Raw genomic sequence first — 20,668 nt, forward strand, 5'->3', positions numbered from 1 at the left:
ATTAATGTTGTAAAAATACTAAAAAGCACAACAACCATAAGTATTAGTACCTTTAACAAAAAATTAGTGCGATGTATTGTTATGGCACGATTTTTTCTCACTATTTTAGTGAACTTTTGAAAAAGTAATTAATAGCAAAAAAATAAAGAGATTATGAGAGGGAATTATAAGTTTTTTCTGTTAGCACTATTAATAGCCTTTGCATCTTGTAGCTTTACTAGTAAGACATTTGATAATCCTGATAAAGACAAATTATTAATTCAATTAATAACTTACGTTTTAGATCAGGGTCATTTTGATCCTCAGGATTTAAATGATGATTTTTCTGCAAATGTATTTGAAGACTATCTAACCCAATTAGACCCATTTAAGCGTTATTTCTATGCATCAGATATTGAAGAATTTGAAGTTTACAAAAATCAAATAGATGATCAATTAAAGGATTATGATGTATCATTCTTTAACATTACTCATAAAAGATTGCTTGAACGTATCGAAGAGTCTAAAAAAATGTATGCTGAAATTTTAGAGGAGCCATTTGATTTTAGCCAGGACGAATCTTATACATCAGAATATGAGACTTTGCCTTATGTGAAGAATAAAAGAGAAATGAAAGAGCGTTGGAGGCATCAACTTAAATTTTCTACAATAGCTAATTATGATGAAGCAGTTTCACAACGTGATTCTGAAATAGCAGCTGTAGAATTACCTGAAAGTGTCTTTTCTGCGACAAATGAAAAATCAAAGTCAAAAGAGTCTAAATCTATGGCTCAATTGGAAAAAGAAGCGCGTGAAACCACTAAAAGTTCATTAGACGAATTATACGACTTTATTGATGATAGGCAACGAAAAGATTGGTTTGCAGTTTATATTAATGCTATAGTAGAAGAATTTGATCCACATACATTCTATTTTGCACCTGAAGATAAGGATCGTTTTGATGTTGCTATGTCTGGTAACTTTGAAGGGATAGGTGCAAGACTTCAAAAAAGGATGGACGCAATTGTTGTTAATGAAATTATTAGTGGTGGTCCAGCATGGAGAGCGAATGAATTGGAGGTTGGAGACCATATACTAAAAGTGAAGCAAGAAGATGAAGAAGAAGGTGTCAATGTAGTTGGTATGCGATTAGATGATGCCATAAAATTTATTAAAGGCCCTAAAGGGACAATTGTAACTCTAACCCTTAAAAAGGTTGATGGAACTATTGAGGATATATCAATAACAAGAGATGTTGTAGAATTGGAGGAAACCTATGCCAAATCTTCAACAGTAGAAAAGGACGGTAAAACGTTTGGTGTGATTAATTTACCAAAGTTTTATGTTGATTTTCAAAGTTATGATAACAGAAATGCAGCTTCGGATATTAAACAAGAAATTGTTCGACTTAAAGAATCTGGCATGGAAGGATTAGTGTTAGATCTTAGAAATAATGGCGGTGGATCTTTGCAAACAGTTGTTGATATTGTTGGATTATTTATTGAGGATGGTCCTGTAGTTCAAGTTAAGACAACAGGAGAGCCTAAAGAAGTATTAAGAGATAGAGATAGAGAAATTGTTTGGGATGGGCCTCTAGTTGTTTTGGTAAACGAACTTTCAGCTTCGGCGTCAGAAATACTAGCAGCAGCAATGCAAGATTACAAACGAGGAATAGTTATCGGTAGCAAGCAGACTTATGGTAAAGGAACTGTTCAAAATGTATTAGACTTAAATAGAATGGTTCGTAATAATTCAAATGGTGACATGGGTGCACTAAAGTTTACGACCCAAAAATTTTATAGAATTAATGGTGGTTCTACGCAACTAGAAGGAGTAAAAAGTGATGTTGTTGTACCAGACCGTTATAGTTATATTAATATAGGTGAAAAGGACCAAGAGAATCCATTGCCTTGGGATAAAATTGATGCAGTTGATTATGAGGTATGGGGCAATTATTTTGACTATGATACAACCATTAGTAAAAGTAAGGCTAGAATGGCATCGAATGAACAATTAAAGTTAATTGATGCGAATGCCCGATGGGTTAAGAAGATAAGAGACCGTGACATATATTCTCTTAATTATGATAAGTATAGAGAGGAAATGGAACTTAATGAGCAAGAAGCAAAGCGTTTTGAAAAATTAGCTGAATATAAAACTGACCTTACATTTAACTCATTGCCATATGAGGTGAATTTAATGGAGCAAGATACTGTATTAAAGGAGAAGCGTAAGCGTTGGCATGAAAATTTATCTAGAGACGTTTATATTGAAGAGGCTTTAAACGTGTTAAATGATTTAAAGATGACTTACGCAATTAAAAACAAAGTTGTGACCTCTGTGAAGAATTAATTCACTAAATGAAAATAGAAAACAACTCACTAACAAGTTTAGCGCTTCAAAAGTTTAAGAAAAACTTTTGGGGCGTTTTTAGTTTAGTGCTAATAGGCTTAATTGGTTTAATATCAGTATTTGCTTATGTTTTTGCGCCAGATGCTTCAAAGAATGCAAATCAGATGCACTTATCTATTCATTCTAAATCGCCTGGGTTTCAAGTACAAATGCTAACCATACCATCTGGTCAGTCTTCTGATCAAAACTTTCTTTCAGAACTATTTTTTGGTACTGATAATTTAGATACTGAGATACCAATTTCATCATACAATGTTAAAGAGGGAATTTTAAAATACACTGAATACACTTCAAATGGTACAAAAAACATAGAAAAACAAATTAGTATAGAAAGATTTCCAGATGGTGATTACGAAAAATTTATAGAGACTAGAACATTTAGTTTCGGTACAGATAAGTATGGACGGGATTATTTAAGCAGGGTTTTAATTGGTTCTAGAATATCATTTTTTATTGGTTTTGTTGCAGTTTTTATTTCTTTATTTGTTGGATTGATTATGGGTAGTTTAGCTGGTTATTATGGTGGTAAAATTGATGCAATAATTATGTGGATAATTAATGTAACATGGTCTATACCAACGTTGTTATTGGTAATTGCCATTACATTAGCATTAGGTAAGGGGTTTTGGCAAGTTTTTATAGCAGTAGGTTTAACTATGTGGGTTGAGGTTGCGAGAGTAGTAAGAGGTCAGATTATTAGTGCAAAGGAAATGCAGTATGTAACAGCGGCAAGAGCTTTGGGTTATAAAGATTACAGAATTATAACCAAGCATATTTTACCCAATATATTCGGTCCATTAATTGTAATTTCGGCCGCTAATTTTGCCGCAGCGATTTTGATAGAAAGTGGCTTAAGCTTTTTAGGTATTGGTGCGCAACCACCAATGGCTAGTTGGGGAGCTATGATTAAAGATCATTATAATTATATTATTCTAGGTCAACCTTATTTGGCCTTAATTCCCGGAATCTGTATAATGCTTTTAGTGATGGCTTTTATGTTGGTTGGAAACGCTTTAAGGGATGCGCTTGATGTAAAGACTTAGTGTTTAATTTTTTCTCAAGTCTTCAATTTCATTATTCGTGTCCTCAATAAATTTTAAAACATCCTCTTGCCCGATTTTTTTACTTGAAGAAGTAACAAAGTAAGGAGGTAATTCCTCCCAAGTTTTTAGAAGCTCATGGCAATAATCTTGGACTTGCCTTTCAATAGCTTTAGGTTTCAGCTTATCTGCTTTGGTAAAGATAATACCAAATGGAATGCCACTCTCACCCAGATATTGCATAAATTCTAAATCAATCGGTTGAGGATTATGTCTAATATCTACTAATACAAATGCACAAACAAGTTGTTTCCTTTGTTCAAAAAAGTTGGTGATAAACTTTTGAAATTTCTTTTTAGAGGATTTTGAAACTCTAGCATAACCATAACCTGGTAAGTCTACTAGATACCAACTATTATTAATAATAAAATGATTAATGAGTTGTGTTTTACCAGGTCTTCCCGAAGTTTTTGCCAGACTCTTGCGGTCTGTCAACATATTTATCAATGAAGATTTCCCAACATTACTTCTGCCAATAAAAGCATATTCTGGTATAGGCTGTTTAGGGCATTTAGCCACATCAGAATTACTTATCACAAAATCCGCCGATTTTATTTTCATTTTGGTTCCAGGAAGATTGGAATTTTAATAATTAAAATTTAGAACTGACGGCTTTCCAACCAACTATTTAGAATTTTGTTAAATTCCTTTGGATGTTCCATCATAGCCGCATGCCCACACTTGTCAATCCAAAACAAATCAGAATCTGGTAAAAGTTCATGAAACTCTTTTGCTACTTCTGGAGGTGTAACATTGTCATTTTTACCCCAAATAATGCATGTTGCAGTATGCATTTTTGGAAGATCACTTGCCATATTATGCCTTATAGCACTTTTAGCAATTGCCAAGGTTTTCACTAATTTATTTCTGTCGTTTACAGTTTCATATACCTCATCGACAATTTCTTTAGTTGCAACTGCAGGGTCGTAAAAAACATCTTGTGCTTTCTTCTTTATAACTTCATAATCACTTCGCTTTGTGTAACCACTGCCCATGGCACTTTCATAGAGTCCAGAACTACCAGTTATTACAAGTCCCTTTACTTTATCCGGATACATTTTTGTATGGTATAAACCAATATGACCTCCAAGCGAATTTCCTAATAAAATAACTTCATCTAGGCCTTTAAATTCAATAAAATCTTTGAGGTAATTGGCAAAACTTTTTACATTGGTTTTTACCAGTGACATTGTATAAATAGGTAATTCAGGTATAATTACTTTGTACCCATTTGATCCAAAATAATTAGTAACTGCATCAAAATTACTAAGTCCACCCATCAAGCCATGGAGTACTATAATTGGTGTGCCTTCTCCTACTTCAATATAACTATATTCCTTTTCTTTTTTTAAAAGGTGTGCCATTTATAATGTTAGTGCTTTCGTGTTAAAAACAAATATAACTAAATCCTTTTGAAATTAAAGATTACTCGAAAAATATCAATTTTTTTGAGGTATCAACAAACTAAAAAAATGTTGATAATTACCACTTTAATTTTATGGTCTTACGCCTGTATTTTACTGTATTATCAAAAGCTATTCATCTATTAAAAGTAAAACTTATCAACAAATGTGGGATTTTGTGGTAAAATGTGGTGTTTTTTTCAATATATTTGGAACTCAATCGTTAAAATTGGGAAATCAAATCAATTGAATTCATTTATAGGAACATACGAGTGTAGAGCTGATGCCAAGGGAAGGTTGATGATACCGGCTGTGTTGAAAAAACAGCTTTCATCTGCCTTGCAAAATGGTTTTGTATTAAAACGTGCAGTTTTTCAACCGTGCCTGGAGCTATATCCAATGGCAGAATGGAATGTGCTTATGACTAAAGTGAACAAACTAAATCGCTTTAAGAAAAAGAATAATGATTTCATAAGACGATTCACCGCGGGAGTAAAAATGGTAGAGGTAGATAATGCTGGTCGTCTTCTTATCCCTAAAGATTTAATAAAATTTTCCGGTATTACAAAGAATGTAGTATTGGCATCAGCTGTTAACATCATTGAAATCTGGGACAAAGACAAGTACGAAACGGCCATTGATGATGCTACATCAGATTTTGCGGATTTAGCTGAAGAGGTAATGGGTCAAGATGATAATGACGATGGCTTATCATAATGCTGTACTACTCAAGGAAACGGTTGACGGTTTAGATATTAAACCAGATGGTATTTATGTCGATGTCACTTTTGGTGGAGGCGGACATAGTAAAGAAATATTATCAAGATTAGGTGATAATGGGAAGTTGTTCGCGTTCGATCAAGATAAGGATGCTTTAAAAAATACTATTGAAGATGAAAGGTTTGTTCTTATTAATGAGAATTTCAGGTTTATAAAAAGGTTCTTACGGTTTTATGGTGTTAAGGAAGTTGATGGTGTATTGGCGGATTTTGGCGTTTCATCACATCAGTTTGATGTAGCAGAACGCGGTTTTTCAACCCGTTTTGAAGCCGAATTAGATATGCGAATGAATCAAGACAATGCGTTGTCAGCTTTTGAAGTAATCAACACATATGAAGAGGAGCAATTAAGGCGAATGTTTTTTCAATATGGCGAACTCAGACAAGCAGCAGCAATGGCAAGAGTCATCGTTACGGAAAGGTCTAAAGAAGAGATAAAAACTAGCAAGCAATTAAAGTCAGTATTGAAACGGTTTTTAAATCATAAAAAGGAAAATAAAGTATTAGCTCAAATTTATCAGGCCATAAGAATTGAGGTTAATCAAGAAATAGAGGCATTAAAAGAATTGTTATTGCAAATGCCTGAAATACTAAAAAAGGGAGGAAGGCTAGCCTTTATTTCTTATCACTCTTTAGAAGACAGGTTGGTGAAAAGATTTATAAGAAATGGCTTGTTTGAAGGTGAACCAGAGCGCGATGTATTCGGAAATTTTGAAGTACCACTAAAAAAAGTAGGGGGACTGATAATACCATCTGAAGAGGAGATAAAAGTAAATAATAGAGCAAGGAGTGCAAAACTCCGAATTGCAGAAAAAATATGAAGCAAAACATTTACAGAATACTTCGAGGCAAGTTTCTTATTAGTGATGATTCGTTTAAAAATTGGCGCATTATCATTTTTGTTTCTGTGCTAGCGGTTGTAATGATTGCAAGTTCACACAGTGCTGATAAAAAAGTTCATGAAATTGCAAGATTAACCAATGAAGTAAAAGAATTAAGGTCTGCATTTGTAGATGGACGTTCAAAATTAATGCGTCTTAAAATGGAGTCTACAATTATAGATAAAGTGGCAAGCAAAGGGATTGAAATATCAGAAATACCACCAAAAAAAATTAAAGTTAAATCACAAAGCGAGTAATTAGAGATTGGCAACCACAGAAACTAACATATTAAATAGATTATACTTTGTTTCAGGATCATTGTTTGTTTTTGCGCTTGCGGTTGTTTTTAAGTTATGCAGTATTCAATTTATTCAAGGTGACGCTTATAGAGAGCTAGCAGAGAAGAGAACAGTTAAAGATTTTGAGATTCCTGCAAATAGAGGTAATGTTTATTCTTCAGATGGCAGTTTATTAGCAACTTCAATTCCAAAATATGATGTAGGGATAGATCCTGTGACTTCTTCTAATAAAAATTTCGAGGACTATATAAGACCGCTATGTGATTCGCTCCAATCCTTTACTGGCAAATCGGCTTTGAGTTTTCAAAACAAATTAAGAAAAGCAAGGGAGACCGATAATCAGTATGTGTTATTAGCAAGGGATTTATCTTATTCAGATTTCATAAGATTTAGAGAATTTCCACTATTAAAATTAGGTGCTATAAGAGGTGGTTTTGTTTTTAGCCAAAAAACAAAAAGAGAGCATCCGATGGGAAGAATAGCAGAACGCTCTATAGGTTACGAAAAAATTGATGAGAATGGTTATGCCACTCGTGTCGGAATTGATGGTGCCTTTGGAATAAAGTATTTAAGAGGCGAAAATGGAAAGCGATTAAAGCAAAAAATAGGTAATGGCCAGTGGAAACCAATAGCAGACTTTAATCAAATAGAACCGAAAGATGGATATGATGTATATACTACCATAGATGTAAATATTCAAGATATAGCGCATCATTCATTATTAGGTCAACTTGAAAAATATGAAGCAGACCATGGTTGTGTGGTAGTGATGGATGTTAAAACGGGTGAAATAAAGGCTATCTCCAATTTAGGAAGAAATAAAAATGGTTACTACTATGAGCGTTTAAACTATGCTGTAGGTGAAAGTCACGAACCAGGATCTACTTTTAAAGTTATGGCTATGATGGCCGCACTTGAGGATAAGGTAATTGACACATCTTCAATTGTAGATACTAAGAACGGCATTAAATATTTTTATGGAAGAACCATCAGTGATTCTCATAGAGGTGGTTACGGTAAAATTTCAGCTGCTAAAGCACTTGAAGTTTCCTCAAACATAGGTCTTGCTACAATCATGGATGATAATTATTCAAGTAATCCGAATAAGTTTATTGACCGACTTAATACATGGAGATTAGATCAACCACTTGGTGTTTCAATTATTGGTGAAGGTAAACCGGATATAGCTAAACCAGGTGCTTCAAATTGGAGTAAAAATGCCCTTCCGTCAATGGCATATGGTTACAACCTTACACTTACGCCTTTACAAACTTTAGCCTTTTATAATGCGATTGCAAATAATGGAGAGCTTATTAAACCTCGATTTATTAAAGCAGTTAAGTCTTTTGATAAAGATATTGAGGTTTTTGAAAAGGAAGTGTTAGTTGATAAAATATGCTCGGATAAAACACTAGCTGAAATTCAAGATATATTGAAAAATATAGTCATACGAGGTACCGGACAAAGAATGTATTCAGAAACCTTTTCAATGGCTGGGAAAACAGGAACAGCTAGAACAGATTATGCGAATTTTGAAGAATGGAAAAAAGATAAAAAATATGTCTCTTCATTCGCTGGTTATTTTCCTGTAGACAATCCAAAATATTCATGTATAGTTGTTATCCATGAACCTAGTACAAAAGTGGGTTATTATGGTGCAGATGTGTCAGGGCCTGTGTTCAAAAGAATTGCCCAAAAAATATATACCGATACTCCAATCATTGAGGAGGTTCAATCTCTCAAATTCAAAAATAATCTAGTCAACAAAGATTTTGACAACTATAACAGTATGGCTAATAAATACAAACAGCTAATGCCTTATGTGGTTGGGATGCCAGCAATGGACGCAATCGCCTTGTTGGAGAATCTTCAGGTTAATGTAAAAGTAAAATTGAACGGCAGTGGAGTTGTAAAAAAACAGTCAATAGATAAGCACCAAAAACTTAAGCCAAACCAAACAATCGTATTAGAAGCTTCATGAAAGTACTTAAGGACGTATTATATAAGGTTACTATAAATGCCGTGGTAGGTAGTACTGGAATTAGTGTGGAGAAAATTGAATTCGATTCACGTCAGATCTCAAGTAATGATGTTTTTATTGCTATCAAAGGACTACAAGCAGACGGTCATAATTACATTGACAAAGCAATTAAACTTGGTGCAAAAGCTGTTGTTTGTGAATACCTACCAGAGAAATTAAATGATGGTATAACCTATGTAGAGGTTGCCAATTCAAACCAGGCATTGGCCTATATGGCTTCCAATTACTATGAGCACCCTTCTGAAAACTTAAAACTTGTAGGAGTAACCGGTACTAATGGTAAAACGACTGTGTCAAGCTTATTGTATCAACTATTTAAAAAGGCAGGTTATAAAGTTGGTTTATTGTCTACGGTTAAAATTATGGTAGATAATAAAGAATATCAAACTACACATACAACACCAGATTCCTTAAGTATAAACAGGTATTTAAAATTAATGAATGATGAAGGTGTGGAGTATTGTTTTATGGAGGCGAGCTCTCATGGAATCCATCAGAGTAGAACTGAAGGTTTGAGTTTTGCAGGTGGTATTTTTACTAATCTTTCTCATGATCATCTCGATTATCATAAAACATTTGCTGAGTACAGAGATGTTAAAAAGTCATTCTTTGATTCATTGCCAAAAACTGCCTTTGCACTTTCAAATATAGATGACAAAAATGGCTTAGTAATGCTTCAAAATACCCAAGCAAGAAAACTCACATATGCACTAAAGAATTACGCTGATTACAGAGCTCAAATTCTTGAGAATGACTTCAGCGGATTGTTGTTGAAACTAAATGACAATGAGTTATGGGCTAAATTAATAGGAGATTTTAATGCCTATAACATTTTAGCTATATATGGCGCTGCAGAACTTTTGGGTCTTGATAGTAATGAGATTCTAAGGCTTATAAGCGAGTTAGAAAATGTTAGTGGTCGTTTTCAGTATTTCATTTCTGAGGATAGAATTACGGCAATTGTGGATTATGCGCATACACCTGATGCATTAAAGAATGTCCTTGAAACAATCAATAGTATAAGAACTAAAAATGAAGAGTTGATAACGGTAGTTGGTTGTGGTGGTGACAGAGATAAAACCAAAAGACCTAAAATGGCACATATTGCTTCAGCCTTGAGTACTAAGGTAATATTCACGAGTGATAACCCAAGAAGCGAAGAACCTGATGCTATAATTGCTGATATGGAAAAAGGTGTGGAGCCACAAAATTACAAGAAGACTTTATCAATAACCGATAGAAAACAAGCCATTAAAACGGCATGTCAAATGGCGGAATCAAAAGACATTATTCTAATTGCTGGGAAAGGTCATGAAACCTATCAAGAAATAAATGGACAACGATTTGATTTCGATGATTATAAAACAGTTCAGGAACTATTAAAACAATTGCAAAAATAGATGTTGTATTACTTATTTGAATATTTAGAACAACAATTTCAATTTCCAGGCGCAACCTTGTTTGGGTTCTTGACATTTAGGGCGGCTATGGCAATAATCTTGTCACTGCTAATATCTACCATTTATGGTAAGCGTATCATTAGGTTTTTACAAAAACAACAAGTTGGTGAGACCATTAGGGATTTAGGATTAGATGGGCAAGTAGAAAAGGCAGGTACTCCGACAATGGGTGGAATTATTATAATTCTCGCTACACTCATACCGGTATTACTATTGGCAAGACTTGAAAATATCTACATCATTTTACTTATCGTTACTACAATTTGGATGGGAACTATTGGGTTTATTGATGATTATATTAAAAAGTTTAAAAACGACAAAGAAGGCTTAAAAGGTAGATTTAAAGTATTAGGCCAAGTAGGATTGGGAATTATCGTAGGTGTGACACTTTATTTTCATGAAGATGTAACCATTAAGGAGAAATTACCTGTTGAGCAACAAAAAGTCTTATTGGCAGAGAATCCTGATTTGCCAGCAACAAAGCTTTTTGAAGCTGAAGAAAAATCAACAAAAACAACAATCCCCTTTGTAAAAGGAAATGAATTTGACTATTCGAGTCTAATTACATGGATAAGTCCAGATCTAAAAAAATATGCCTGGGTTATTTTCATTTTGGTAAGCATCTTCATAATTACAGCGGTTTCAAATGGCGCAAACTTAACTGATGGTATTGATGGGCTGGCAGCAGGATCTTCTGCTATAATAGTCCTAACACTAGGCATTTTTGCCTGGGTTTCAGGTAATATCATTTTCTCAGAATACTTAAACATAATGTATATCCCAAATGTTGAGGAAATAACAATTTATATAGCGGCTTTTGTTGGTGCCTTAGTTGGATTCTTGTGGTATAATGCATATCCAGCACAAGTATTTATGGGAGATACAGGAAGTTTAACCATTGGAGGAATCATTGCTGTGATTGCTATTGCAGTGAGAAAAGAATGGCTAATACCAGTCTTATGCGGCATTTTCCTAGCTGAGAATTTATCTGTGGTTATGCAAGTAAGTTACTTTAAATATACACGGAAGAAGTATGGAGAAGGAAAACGAATATTTAAAATGTCACCATTGCACCATCACTATCAAAAATCAGGATATCACGAGAGTAAAATAGTAACCAGGTTTTGGATTATAGGAATATTGTTGGCCATTATTTCTATTGTCACTCTGAAGATAAGATAATGAAAAGGTTGGTGATACTTGGTGGAGGAGAAAGTGGAGTTGGCACTGCGCTTCTGGCAAAGGAGAAGGAATTTGAAGTGTTTGTTTCTGATAAGGGAGCAATTAAGAAAAAATATAAGGACGTTCTTTTAAATAATGAGATTGAATTTGAAGATGAACAACATACAGAATCAAAAATTCTGAATGCTGATCTCGTAATGAAAAGTCCAGGAATACCAGATAAAGTAGAGCTGATTAAAAAAATTAGAGCTACAAATATCCAAATTGTTTCTGAGATCGAATTTGCTTCAAGATATACAGATGCAACATTGGTGGCCATAACCGGTAGTAATGGAAAAACTACAACTGCGACGCTAACTCATCACATCTTAACACAAGAATTAGATACTGGTTTAGCAGGTAATATTGGCGACAGTTTTGCCAAACAGTTGTTAGAAAATAACCATCGAAACTATGTGCTTGAGGTAAGTAGTTTTCAACTTGATGATATTTTAGAATTCAAACCAAAAATTGCAGTGTTGACCAATATAACACCAGATCATTTAGATCGCTACGATTATAAGTTTGAAAATTACATCGCATCAAAATTCAGAATTGTAGAAAATCAGACATCGGAAGATTATTTCATTTACGACGCTGATGATCCAGTTATTGCTAATTGGTTACAAAATCATTCAATTCAGTCAAAATTATTGCCTTTTTCATTAACAAATGAGGTTAAAGAAGGCGCCTATTTTAATAACAACGAAATAACGATAACAATAGATAACAACAAGATTATTATGCCTACAAAGAACATTACATTAGAGGGGAAACACAACATTAAAAATGCAATGGCAGCGTCTACTGTTGCACATTTATTAAGAATCAGAAAACAGACTATTAGGGAGAGTTTAGAGAACTTTCAAGGAGTAGAGCACCGATTAGAACATGTACTGAAAATTAATAAAGTTCAGTATATCAATGACTCTAAGGCAACTAATGTTAATGCAACATATTTCGCCTTAGAAAGTATGGATGCACCAACTGTTTGGATAGTAGGTGGTGAAGATAAGGGCAATGATTATAAGGAATTGTTCCCATTTGTGAATGAAAAAGTGAAAGCCATAATTTGTTTGGGTGTAGATAATTCTAAACTATTTGAAGCTTTCGGGAATATGGTAGACATTATTATAGAAACTCAATTTATGAGTGAAGCTGTAAAAATCGCATACAAGGTTTCTGAGGCAGGAGACAATGTATTGTTATCACCAGCTTGTGCTAGTTTCGATTTGTTTGAAAATTATGAGGATAGAGGACGTCAATTTAAGTACGCTGTACGTAATTTATAAAAAAAAGGTCAATTGAATTAGGGACTCAATTGACTACTGAGGGTTAAGCATGCAAAAATTATTTACACAATTAAAAGGAGATAGAGCTATTTGGGCAATTGCAACCTTGTTGGCTATTTTTTCATTTTTACCTGTTTATAGTGCTGCGAGTAATTTGGCATATACGCGCGGTGCAGGAAATACCTTTTCTTTTTTTGTAAAACACTTTATGCACCTATTTCTTGGTTTTTCCATTATGTACGGTGTTCACAAGGTTCCCTACAGATATTTCCGAGGACTTTCAATGATTATATTACCCATAGTTTTTGTGTTGCTTTTAGTAACCTTATTGCAGGGAACTACTATTGATGGTGCTAATGCAAGCCGCTGGATTAAGATACCGATTGTAAACATGTCTTTTCAGACATCTACTTTAGCTGCTGTTGTGTTAATGGTTTATGTAGCACGATACTTATCTAAAATTAAAGATAAGGTGGTTTCGTTTAATGAAACTATCATTCCACTTTGGGCACCTGTATTCATTATTCTAATATTAATACTACCGGCAAATTTTTCTACAACGGCAATCATATTTACAATGATTATGATGCTAGCATTTATAGGAGGTTATCCTGTGAAATACCTTTTAATCATAATAGGTACTGGGATTTTAGCATTGACTATGTTTGTACTGGTTGCAAAGGCATTTCCTGAAGCGATGCCAAATCGCGTTGATACTTGGATGAGTAGGGTTGAGAATTTTGCCAATGGAGAGGATACAGAAGCGGATTATCAGATTGAAAAAGCAAAAATTGCAATTGCCTCAGGTGGTATTCAAGGTGTAGGTCCAGGAAAAAGTAGGCAAAAGAATTTTCTGCCTCAATCTTCATCAGATTTTATTTTTGCAATAATCATTGAAGAATATGGTCTAATAGGTGGATTATTCTTGTTAGTACTTTATAGTTGGCTACTATTTAGAATAGTAATTGTCTCTCAAAAAGCAGATACCATATTTGGCAAACTATTAGTATTGGGAGTAGGACTTCCTATTGTTTTTCAAGCATTAATTAATATGGCCGTTGCTGTGGAGTTATTCCCTGTTACAGGACAAACACTTCCTTTGATAAGTAGCGGTGGAACCTCTATTTGGATGACTTGTCTGGCCGTTGGAATAATACTAAGTGTTAGTGCAAAGAGACAAGAAATTAAAAGTAAAGAAGAAACTGAAAACGATAATCCTTTAGATATTTTAAGTGAAGCAATATAATGGGTAATTACAAATTCATATTATCAGGTGGCGGAACAGGAGGACATATATATCCTGCAATTGCCATTGCAGATGAGTTAAAAGTAAGATATCCAGATGCTGAATTTTTGTTTGTTGGTGCTTCCGATAGAATGGAAATGGATAAAGTACCTCAAGCTGGATATGAAATTGAAGGTCTTTGGATTGCTGGGATTCAAAGAAAGTTGTCCTTAAAGAATTTGATGTTTCCGTTTAAGCTTGTGGTTAGTTTGCTTCGTTCTAGGAAAATACTAAACACATTTAAACCACATGTTGCTATAGGTACAGGAGGTTTTGCAAGTGGACCACTTTTAAAAATGGCTACTGCTAAAAAAATACCAAGTCTTATACAAGAACAAAATTCTTATCCAGGAATTACAAATAAACTTTTAGCAAAAAAGGTTGATAAAATTTGTGTGGCTTATGAAGGATTAGAACGGTTTTTTCCAAAGGAGAAGCTAAAGCTTACAGGTAATCCAATAAGAAAGGATTTATTAGATCTGAATAAAAATGAAATAAAAGCAAAAGACACCTTTAAGTTAAAGCACAAGAAACATACTTTATTGGTGCTGGGAGGAAGTTTAGGTGCGCGAAGAATTAACCAATTAATTGAGGAGCATATTGAGTTTTTTGAAAGTCAGAATGTTCAGGTAATATGGCAATGCGGTAAGTTGTATTATGAGCAATATAAGATTTTTGGCAAGTTGGATGATATTCAAGTACATGCATATTTAAATAAAATGGAAATGGCATATGGTGCTGCAGATATTATCATTTCTCGTGCTGGTGCAATATCAGTATCAGAATTATGTGTGGTAGGAAAACCTGTAATATTTATTCCGTCTCCAAATGTTGCTGAAGATCATCAAACAAAGAATGCAAAGGCAATTGCAGAAAAAAATGCCGCAATCTTAATTGTAGAAAAGGATCTTGACAATGTATTTAAAAATGAATTTGCAGAATTGATTTCTAACAATGATAAAAGAATAGAATTAGGAAAAAATATTAAGAAGTTAGCACTTACAAACGCAACAAATGAAATTGTTAATGAAATTGAAAAGCTATTAAAAACGGCATGAATTTAAGCACAATACATAACGTCTATTTTATAGGAATTGGAGGTATAGGTATGAGTGCCATTGCACGTTATTTTTTAGCAAATGGAAAACAGGTCGCAGGATACGATAAAACTGAAACTGCACTCACAAAAACACTTCAAGAATTGGGTATTGAAATACATTTTAATGAAGATGTAGATGCAATTGATTCGAATTATAAGAATAAAAAGGAAACAGTTGTGGTTTATACGCCTGCTGTACCTAATTCACATTCTGAGTTAGTTTTTTTTAATGATAATGATTTTGAGGTTTACAAACGATCAGAAGTATTAGGTGCCATAACACAACAGACATATTGTTTGGCTGTTGCAGGTACACATGGCAAAACAACTACAACAAGTATTTTGGGTCACCTACTTAACATATGTGATGCTCCAGTCACTGCTTTTCTTGGTGGAATAAGTGAAAACTATAATTCAAATTTAATTCTTAACGGGACTGAAATAGCGGTAGTTGAGGCTGATGAATTTGATAGATCTTTTTTAACCTTATCTCCGGATTTAGCATGTATCACATCAATGGATGCTGATCATTTGGATATTTATGGGGATGCTTCAGAATTAATAAAATCCTTTGAAGAATTCACCAAATGTATTAAGCCAAATGGGAAACTATTTGTAAAAAGTGGATTGCCATTAGAAGGAATAACATACGGTATAGACGATCAATCGGATTATACCGCAAAAAATATAAAAATAGAAAATGGGAGCTATGTTTTTGATTTAAAAACACCTCTTGGAACCTATAAAGATTTCACGCTTAGCCTGCCTGGTAGACATAATTTGTCGAATGCAATAATAGCCTTGGCGATGGCTGTCGAATACGGATGCCCTCTCGACCAGCTCGCCAAGGGTTTAGCATCTTATAAAGGTGTTAAACGCAGATTTACCTACCATATTAAAACTGAAGATTTTGTTTTTATTGATGATTATGCCCACCATCCTACTGAGATAAATGCAGTGCATAATGCAGTTAGGGAAATGTATCCTGCTAAAGATGTTTTGGCAATATTTCAGCCTCATCTTTTTAGCAGAACAAAAGACTTTGCAAATGAGTTTGCGGATAGTCTTTCAAAATTTGATGAAGTCGTATTACTAGATATTTATCCTGCCCGTGAGTTGCCAATAGAAGGTGTGGATTCTAGTTGGTTATTGAGTAAAATTACTAACCCAAACAAAAGATTGATTCAGAAGTCAGAAATGATAACTGAAATAAGACAATCGCGCTCCCAAATTGTATTAACATTAGGTGCAGGTGATATTGGTGAGGAAGTAGAACGTATAAAAGAGGAATTTACAATTGCGAATTAATTTTAACTACATAAAAGTCATTGGTTTAGTTTTGGTTTTGGGCTTTCTATATGCTTTTTCCAACCAAAGAAATAGTGCTAGAAAAGTAAATGTTCAGGCACCAAAATTTATTGGCGAAAACAAATTATTCATTACTGATTCAACTGTTAGTAAATTGTTAATACAAAATCAACAGCCTGTTACGGAGCAACCTAAAGAAATTATAGATTTGAACGAATTAGAAGCGGCCCTAAATTCTAATTCAATGATTAAGAAAGCAGAAGTGTTTATGTCAATAAACGGTGAGCTTTACACAGAAATTGAACAGAAACGACCTATTGCAAGAGTAAGTTCAAATGTATCGTATTATATCGATGATGAGGGCTCATATATGCCATTGTCAAGTAATTATACAGCAAGAGTACCTCTAGTAACTGGAAATGTCAAAAAAAATAATCTTGGGAATGTTTTTGAATTCGCAAAAGCAGTTGATCAAGACGAATTTTTAAAAAAGCATGTCATTGAGATTCGTCAAAATGACGATAGCACCATTGATTTTAAAATTCGTAAAAGTGATTTTATTGTTCATTTGGGAACATTAAGAAAACTAGAAAAGAAGATAAATAATTTTAAGGCTTTTTACCAAAAGGCATTTAAGGATAAGATTTTAGATTCTTATGCACGGGTTAATCTAAAATTTGATAAACAAGTGATTTGTACCAAAAAGTAAACTATGGAAAATCATAACATTGCGGTAGGTTTAGATATAGGAACCACAAAAATTGTGGCCATGATTGGGCGCAAAAATGAATATGGAAAACTTGAAATTCTTGGTGTTGGTAAATCCAAGAGTTTAGGTGTACATCGTGGCGTGGTGAATAATATCACACAAACTATACAATCTATACAGCAGGCAGCGCAAGAAGCTGAGGTTGCAGCAGGCGAGAAAATTGCTGACGTAACAGTAGGCATTGCTGGGCAGCATATACGTAGTTTACAACATAGTGATTATATAACACGTGCCAATTCAGAGGTCGTAATTGATGAAGCAGACATAGATCGATTAATAAATCAGGTTCACAAGTTGGTAATGTTACCAGGAGAGGAGATAATCCATGTATTACCTCAAGAGTTTAAAGTTGATGGTCAAGCAGAAATTAAGGAACCAATTGGTATGTATGGTGGTAGATTAGAAGCTAATTTTCATGTTGTAGTAGGCCAAGTTTCTTCAATACGAAATATTGGTAGATGTGTTAAGAGTTCTGGTTTGCAATTAGAAGGTATAACACTCGAGCCACTTGCATCTGCAAATGCTGTTTTAAGTCAAGAAGAAAAAGAAGCTGGTGTTGCATTAATTGATATAGGTGGTGGAACCACGGATCTAGCAGTTTTCAAAGATGGTATAATTAGGCATACAGCCGTAATTCCTTTTGGTGGTAATGTAATTACTGAAGATATAAAAGAGGGTTGCTCAATTATAGAAAAGCAAGCTGAATTATTAAAAATAAAGTTTGGTTCTGCCTGGCCAGGAGAGAATAAGGATAATGAGATTGTTTCAATACCTGGTTTGAGAGGGAGAGAGCCAAAAGAGATAACACTCAAAAACTTGTCTAAAATCATTCATGCTAGAGTAGTAGAGATTGTAGAACAAGTTTATGTGGAAATTAAAAATTATGGCCACGAAGAGCAGAAGAAAAAACTAATTGCTGGCATTGTTTTAACGGGTGGTGGCAGTCAGTTAAAGCATTTAAAGCAACTTGTTGAATATATAACAGGAATGGATACCAGAATAGGATATCCAAACGAGCACCTAGCAGGAGATAGTGACGATGACATAGCAAGCCCGTTATTTGCTACCGCTGTTGGATTAGTAATGGATGGTGTAAGACGACAAGAGCGCAAACATGCTGAAGAAAATGAAGAGCTTGATGCTCAAATAACTGAGGAATCAGAACAAGCAACTGAAGGTGAAACATTAGCCTCTAAAGAAGGTGTTGTAAAAGAAAGACGTTCGTTCTTAGATAAGTTAACTGAGCGAGTTAAGGAGTTTTTAGATAACGCAGAATAATAAAATTTAATTAATTCATATAAAATCCCATAATCACAAGTAATATGAGTAATAGCAACGAATTTGGAAACATCTCATTTGATTTACCTAAACACCAATCTAACGTAATAAAAGTTATTGGAGTTGGAGGAGGTGGTAGCAATGCCATTAACCACATGTTTCAACAAGGTATCAAAGGTGTGGACTTTGTAATCTGTAATACAGATGCACAGGCACTTCAAAATAGTGGTGTTCCAAATAAAATTCAACTTGGAGTAAACTTAACCGAAGGATTAGGAGCTGGTGCCAATCCAGATGTAGGAGAACAAGCTGCGGTAGAGAGTCTAGAAGACATCCGTAGAATGTTAGATACCAATACCAAGATGGTATTTATCACAGCAGGAATGGGTGGTGGTACTGGTACAGGTGCAGCACCGATTATTGCTAAAATGGCAAAAGAGCTCGATATTTTAACTGTTGGAATTGTTACAATGCCATTTCAGTTTGAAGGTAAAATGCGTAATGAGCAAGCCCAAAGGGGAATTGAAAATTTAAGACAACATGTTGATTCCCTCGTGGTTATTAATAATAATAAATTACGTGAAGTATATGGAAACTTAGGTTTTAAAGCTGGGTTCTCTAAAGCAGATGAAGTGTTATCTACGGCGTCTCGTGGAATAGCAGAAGTGATAACACATCACTACACACAAAATATAGATTTACGAGATGCTAAAACAGTATTGAGTAATAGTGGTACTGCGATCATGGGATCTGCTACTGCTTCAGGTCAGACCAGAGCTCAAGAGGCAATTATGAAGGCTTTAGACTCGCCATTGTTGAATGATAATAAAATTACAGGAGCTAAGAACGTATTGTTGCTCATCGTTTCGGGTTCTCAAGAAATTACAATTGATGAGATTGGAGAGATCAATGACCATATTCAAACAGAGGCAGGATATGGCGCTAATATTATTATGGGTGTTGGTGAAGATGAATCTTTACAAGAATCTATTGCAGTTACTATTATTGCAACAGGATTTGATATTGATCAGCAAAATGAAATTTCCAATACAGAGGCAAAAAAGGTAATACATGCTCTAGAGGAGACTCCAAACGAAGAAATAAGTACTTTAGAAAAGGAGCCAGCTATCATTACTCCAGATATTGTTTTAGAAGAAGAAAAAGAAACTCCAATTGTACGTCATACCCTTTTAGAAGAAGATGAATTAGAAACTAATGCTTCTAGTAATGAGGCATTAAACATGGAAATAATTCCAACAACGGATTTATTGAAAAATATGAATGTTGTTTATGAAGAAGTATTAGACAAGAAACCTGTTTTCAATGAAGACGTTGAGGATTTTATTATTACTCCTATAGAGAATAAAGAAGAGATCATTGAAGAAGAGGAGCAAATAACACTAACTTTTGATTTACCATTGTCTTCTAACGAACCTAAGAAGGTTGAAGAACCAAAACCACAAGAAGAAACAATGTTCTTCAGTTTAGACGATGAGGTAAAGGATATGGATGTAAACGAACCCGTTGAAATAATTTCTGTTACAGAAGTTAATGAAGAAGGAGAAAAACGTTATGCGTTAGATGATTTTGAAACTTATGAATCTTCAATAAATACAAAATCTGCCGAAGTTAAAGAAGAAGTTGTTTTTGAAAAGAAAGTTTTACCTGTTGAAGAATCGGAAGAAAATATAGAAGAAGAGATTGATCCTATGAATAGTCCAATCTCAGAATTAATAAAAGCACGCGCTGATGAACGCAGACGTAAAATGAAAGATTTCAATTACAAGTTCAACAACGCAAAAATAGATGAAATAGAAAAAGAGCCTGCTTACAAAAGACAGGGTGTGAATTTAGAAGATGTACAACATTCTTCTGAAGATAATACTTCTAGGATGTCCATTGGGACAGATGATAATGATGAAATTCAATTAAGAAGTAATAATTCATTCCTGCACGATAACGTTGATTAATAGCAAATCAGATTAATGTGTTTACACACACCTGTCAAACCCAAAAAGTCCCTCAGCTTTTTGGGTTTTTTGTTTTTGTTTTAAATTGAAAT

17 protein-coding genes are annotated in these 20,668 nt (G+C 34.1%); 15 read left to right on the top strand and 2 right to left on the bottom strand.

Annotated elements, in window-relative coordinates:
- The first annotated feature begins 153 nt into the window (after positions 1-153).
- Positions 154-2,331 (top strand): carboxy terminal-processing peptidase, encoded by a 2,178-nt coding sequence (locus ACFWV9_RS01545; RefSeq protein ID WP_411893472.1) that lies wholly within the window; start codon positions 154-156, stop codon positions 2,329-2,331.
- An 8-nt stretch (positions 2,332-2,339) separates the two neighbouring features.
- Complete coding sequence (locus tag ACFWV9_RS01550; protein WP_411893473.1) at positions 2,340-3,434, top strand: ABC transporter permease; 1,095 nt, start codon at positions 2,340-2,342, stop codon at positions 3,432-3,434.
- A gap of 3 nt (positions 3,435-3,437) precedes the next feature.
- Here ACFWV9_RS01550 and yihA read toward each other — a convergent pair whose 3' ends face one another.
- The gene (gene yihA / locus ACFWV9_RS01555; RefSeq protein WP_411893474.1) at positions 3,438-4,052 is read right to left on the bottom strand and encodes a ribosome biogenesis GTP-binding protein YihA/YsxC; all 615 of its coding nucleotides are present in this window, start codon (positions 4,050-4,052) and stop codon (positions 3,438-3,440) included.
- Positions 4,053-4,090: 38 nt separating this feature from the next.
- Positions 4,091-4,855 carry an alpha/beta fold hydrolase gene (locus ACFWV9_RS01560; protein ID WP_411893475.1) on the bottom strand — a complete coding sequence of 255 codons (765 nt, stop codon included), beginning with the start codon at positions 4,853-4,855 and terminating at the stop codon, positions 4,091-4,093.
- A gap of 285 nt (positions 4,856-5,140) precedes the next feature.
- Here ACFWV9_RS01560 and mraZ point away from each other — a divergent pair, with 285 nt between their 5' ends.
- The 13 genes from mraZ to ftsZ are packed head-to-tail and all read left to right on the top strand — an operon-like array spanning position 5,141 to position 20,576.
- The gene (gene mraZ, locus ACFWV9_RS01565) at positions 5,141-5,611 is read left to right on the top strand and encodes a division/cell wall cluster transcriptional repressor MraZ (protein ID WP_411893476.1); all 471 of its coding nucleotides are present in this window, start codon (positions 5,141-5,143) and stop codon (positions 5,609-5,611) included.
- Positions 5,586-6,494: a 16S rRNA (cytosine(1402)-N(4))-methyltransferase RsmH gene (rsmH, locus tag ACFWV9_RS01570; RefSeq protein ID WP_411893477.1), complete on the top strand. Its 909-nt coding sequence runs from the start codon at positions 5,586-5,588 to the stop codon at positions 6,492-6,494. The genes mraZ and rsmH overlap by 26 nt, the downstream gene beginning before the upstream one ends.
- Positions 6,491-6,811 carry an FtsL-like putative cell division protein gene (locus tag ACFWV9_RS01575; protein ID WP_411893478.1) on the top strand — a complete coding sequence of 107 codons (321 nt, stop codon included), beginning with the start codon at positions 6,491-6,493 and terminating at the stop codon, positions 6,809-6,811. The genes rsmH and ACFWV9_RS01575 overlap by 4 nt, the downstream gene beginning before the upstream one ends.
- A 7-nt stretch (positions 6,812-6,818) precedes the next feature.
- Complete coding sequence (locus ACFWV9_RS01580; RefSeq protein WP_411893479.1) at positions 6,819-8,834, top strand: penicillin-binding protein; 2,016 nt, start codon at positions 6,819-6,821, stop codon at positions 8,832-8,834.
- Positions 8,831-10,294, top strand: a complete 1,464-nt coding sequence (locus ACFWV9_RS01585; RefSeq protein WP_411893480.1) for a UDP-N-acetylmuramoyl-L-alanyl-D-glutamate--2,6-diaminopimelate ligase — start codon at positions 8,831-8,833, stop codon at positions 10,292-10,294. Before ACFWV9_RS01580 ends, ACFWV9_RS01585 begins: the two co-directional genes overlap by 4 nt.
- Positions 10,295-11,536 carry a phospho-N-acetylmuramoyl-pentapeptide-transferase gene (mraY, locus tag ACFWV9_RS01590; RefSeq protein WP_411893481.1) on the top strand — a complete coding sequence of 414 codons (1,242 nt, stop codon included), beginning with the start codon at positions 10,295-10,297 and terminating at the stop codon, positions 11,534-11,536. It begins immediately after the preceding gene.
- Complete coding sequence (gene murD / locus ACFWV9_RS01595; RefSeq protein WP_411893482.1) at positions 11,536-12,867, top strand: UDP-N-acetylmuramoyl-L-alanine--D-glutamate ligase; 1,332 nt, start codon at positions 11,536-11,538, stop codon at positions 12,865-12,867. Before mraY ends, murD begins: the two co-directional genes overlap by 1 nt.
- 49 nt (positions 12,868-12,916) lie before the next feature.
- Positions 12,917-14,113: an FtsW/RodA/SpoVE family cell cycle protein gene (locus ACFWV9_RS01600; RefSeq protein ID WP_411893483.1), complete on the top strand. Its 1,197-nt coding sequence runs from the start codon at positions 12,917-12,919 to the stop codon at positions 14,111-14,113.
- Complete coding sequence (gene murG, locus ACFWV9_RS01605) at positions 14,113-15,210, top strand: undecaprenyldiphospho-muramoylpentapeptide beta-N-acetylglucosaminyltransferase (RefSeq protein ID WP_411893484.1); 1,098 nt, start codon at positions 14,113-14,115, stop codon at positions 15,208-15,210. Before ACFWV9_RS01600 ends, murG begins: the two co-directional genes overlap by 1 nt.
- The gene (gene murC / locus ACFWV9_RS01610) at positions 15,207-16,559 is read left to right on the top strand and encodes a UDP-N-acetylmuramate--L-alanine ligase (protein WP_411893485.1); all 1,353 of its coding nucleotides are present in this window, start codon (positions 15,207-15,209) and stop codon (positions 16,557-16,559) included. The genes murG and murC overlap by 4 nt, the downstream gene beginning before the upstream one ends.
- Complete coding sequence (locus ACFWV9_RS01615) at positions 16,549-17,268, top strand: cell division protein FtsQ/DivIB (RefSeq protein WP_411893486.1); 720 nt, start codon at positions 16,549-16,551, stop codon at positions 17,266-17,268. Before murC ends, ACFWV9_RS01615 begins: the two co-directional genes overlap by 11 nt.
- Positions 17,269-17,271: 3 nt before the next feature.
- Positions 17,272-18,606, top strand: a complete 1,335-nt coding sequence (gene ftsA, locus ACFWV9_RS01620; RefSeq protein ID WP_411893487.1) for a cell division protein FtsA — start codon at positions 17,272-17,274, stop codon at positions 18,604-18,606.
- Between the two features lie 44 nt (positions 18,607-18,650).
- Positions 18,651-20,576: a cell division protein FtsZ gene (gene ftsZ / locus ACFWV9_RS01625; RefSeq protein ID WP_411893488.1), complete on the top strand. Its 1,926-nt coding sequence runs from the start codon at positions 18,651-18,653 to the stop codon at positions 20,574-20,576.
- Positions 20,577-20,668: the final 92 nt, after the last annotated feature.

Source organism: Winogradskyella sp. A2, from assembly GCF_046762865.1.
Classification (GTDB): domain Bacteria; phylum Bacteroidota; class Bacteroidia; order Flavobacteriales; family Flavobacteriaceae; genus Winogradskyella.

Bases quoted from the DNA above. Each gene is read 5' to 3' on its own strand.
- rsmH (WP_411893477.1), top strand. From the start codon at position 5,586: ATGATAATGACGATGGCTTATCATAATGCTGTACTACTCAAGGAAACG.
- ACFWV9_RS01550 (WP_411893473.1), top strand. From the start codon at position 2,340: ATGAAAATAGAAAACAACTCACTAACAAGTTTAGCGCTTCAAAAGTTT.
- ftsA (WP_411893487.1), top strand. From the start codon at position 17,272: ATGGAAAATCATAACATTGCGGTAGGTTTAGATATAGGAACCACAAAA.
- mraY (WP_411893481.1), top strand. From the start codon at position 10,295: ATGTTGTATTACTTATTTGAATATTTAGAACAACAATTTCAATTTCCA.
- yihA (WP_411893474.1), bottom strand. From the start codon at position 4,052: ATGAAAATAAAATCGGCGGATTTTGTGATAAGTAATTCTGATGTGGCT.
- ACFWV9_RS01600 (WP_411893483.1), top strand. From the start codon at position 12,917: ATGCAAAAATTATTTACACAATTAAAAGGAGATAGAGCTATTTGGGCA.
- ACFWV9_RS01575 (WP_411893478.1), top strand. From the start codon at position 6,491: ATGAAGCAAAACATTTACAGAATACTTCGAGGCAAGTTTCTTATTAGT.
- murC (WP_411893485.1), top strand. From the start codon at position 15,207: ATGAATTTAAGCACAATACATAACGTCTATTTTATAGGAATTGGAGGT.
- ftsZ (WP_411893488.1), top strand. From the start codon at position 18,651: ATGAGTAATAGCAACGAATTTGGAAACATCTCATTTGATTTACCTAAA.
- murG (WP_411893484.1), top strand. From the start codon at position 14,113: ATGGGTAATTACAAATTCATATTATCAGGTGGCGGAACAGGAGGACAT.
- ACFWV9_RS01560 (WP_411893475.1), bottom strand. From the start codon at position 4,855: ATGGCACACCTTTTAAAAAAAGAAAAGGAATATAGTTATATTGAAGTA.
- ACFWV9_RS01585 (WP_411893480.1), top strand. From the start codon at position 8,831: ATGAAAGTACTTAAGGACGTATTATATAAGGTTACTATAAATGCCGTG.
- murD (WP_411893482.1), top strand. From the start codon at position 11,536: ATGAAAAGGTTGGTGATACTTGGTGGAGGAGAAAGTGGAGTTGGCACT.
- ACFWV9_RS01545 (WP_411893472.1), top strand. From the start codon at position 154: ATGAGAGGGAATTATAAGTTTTTTCTGTTAGCACTATTAATAGCCTTT.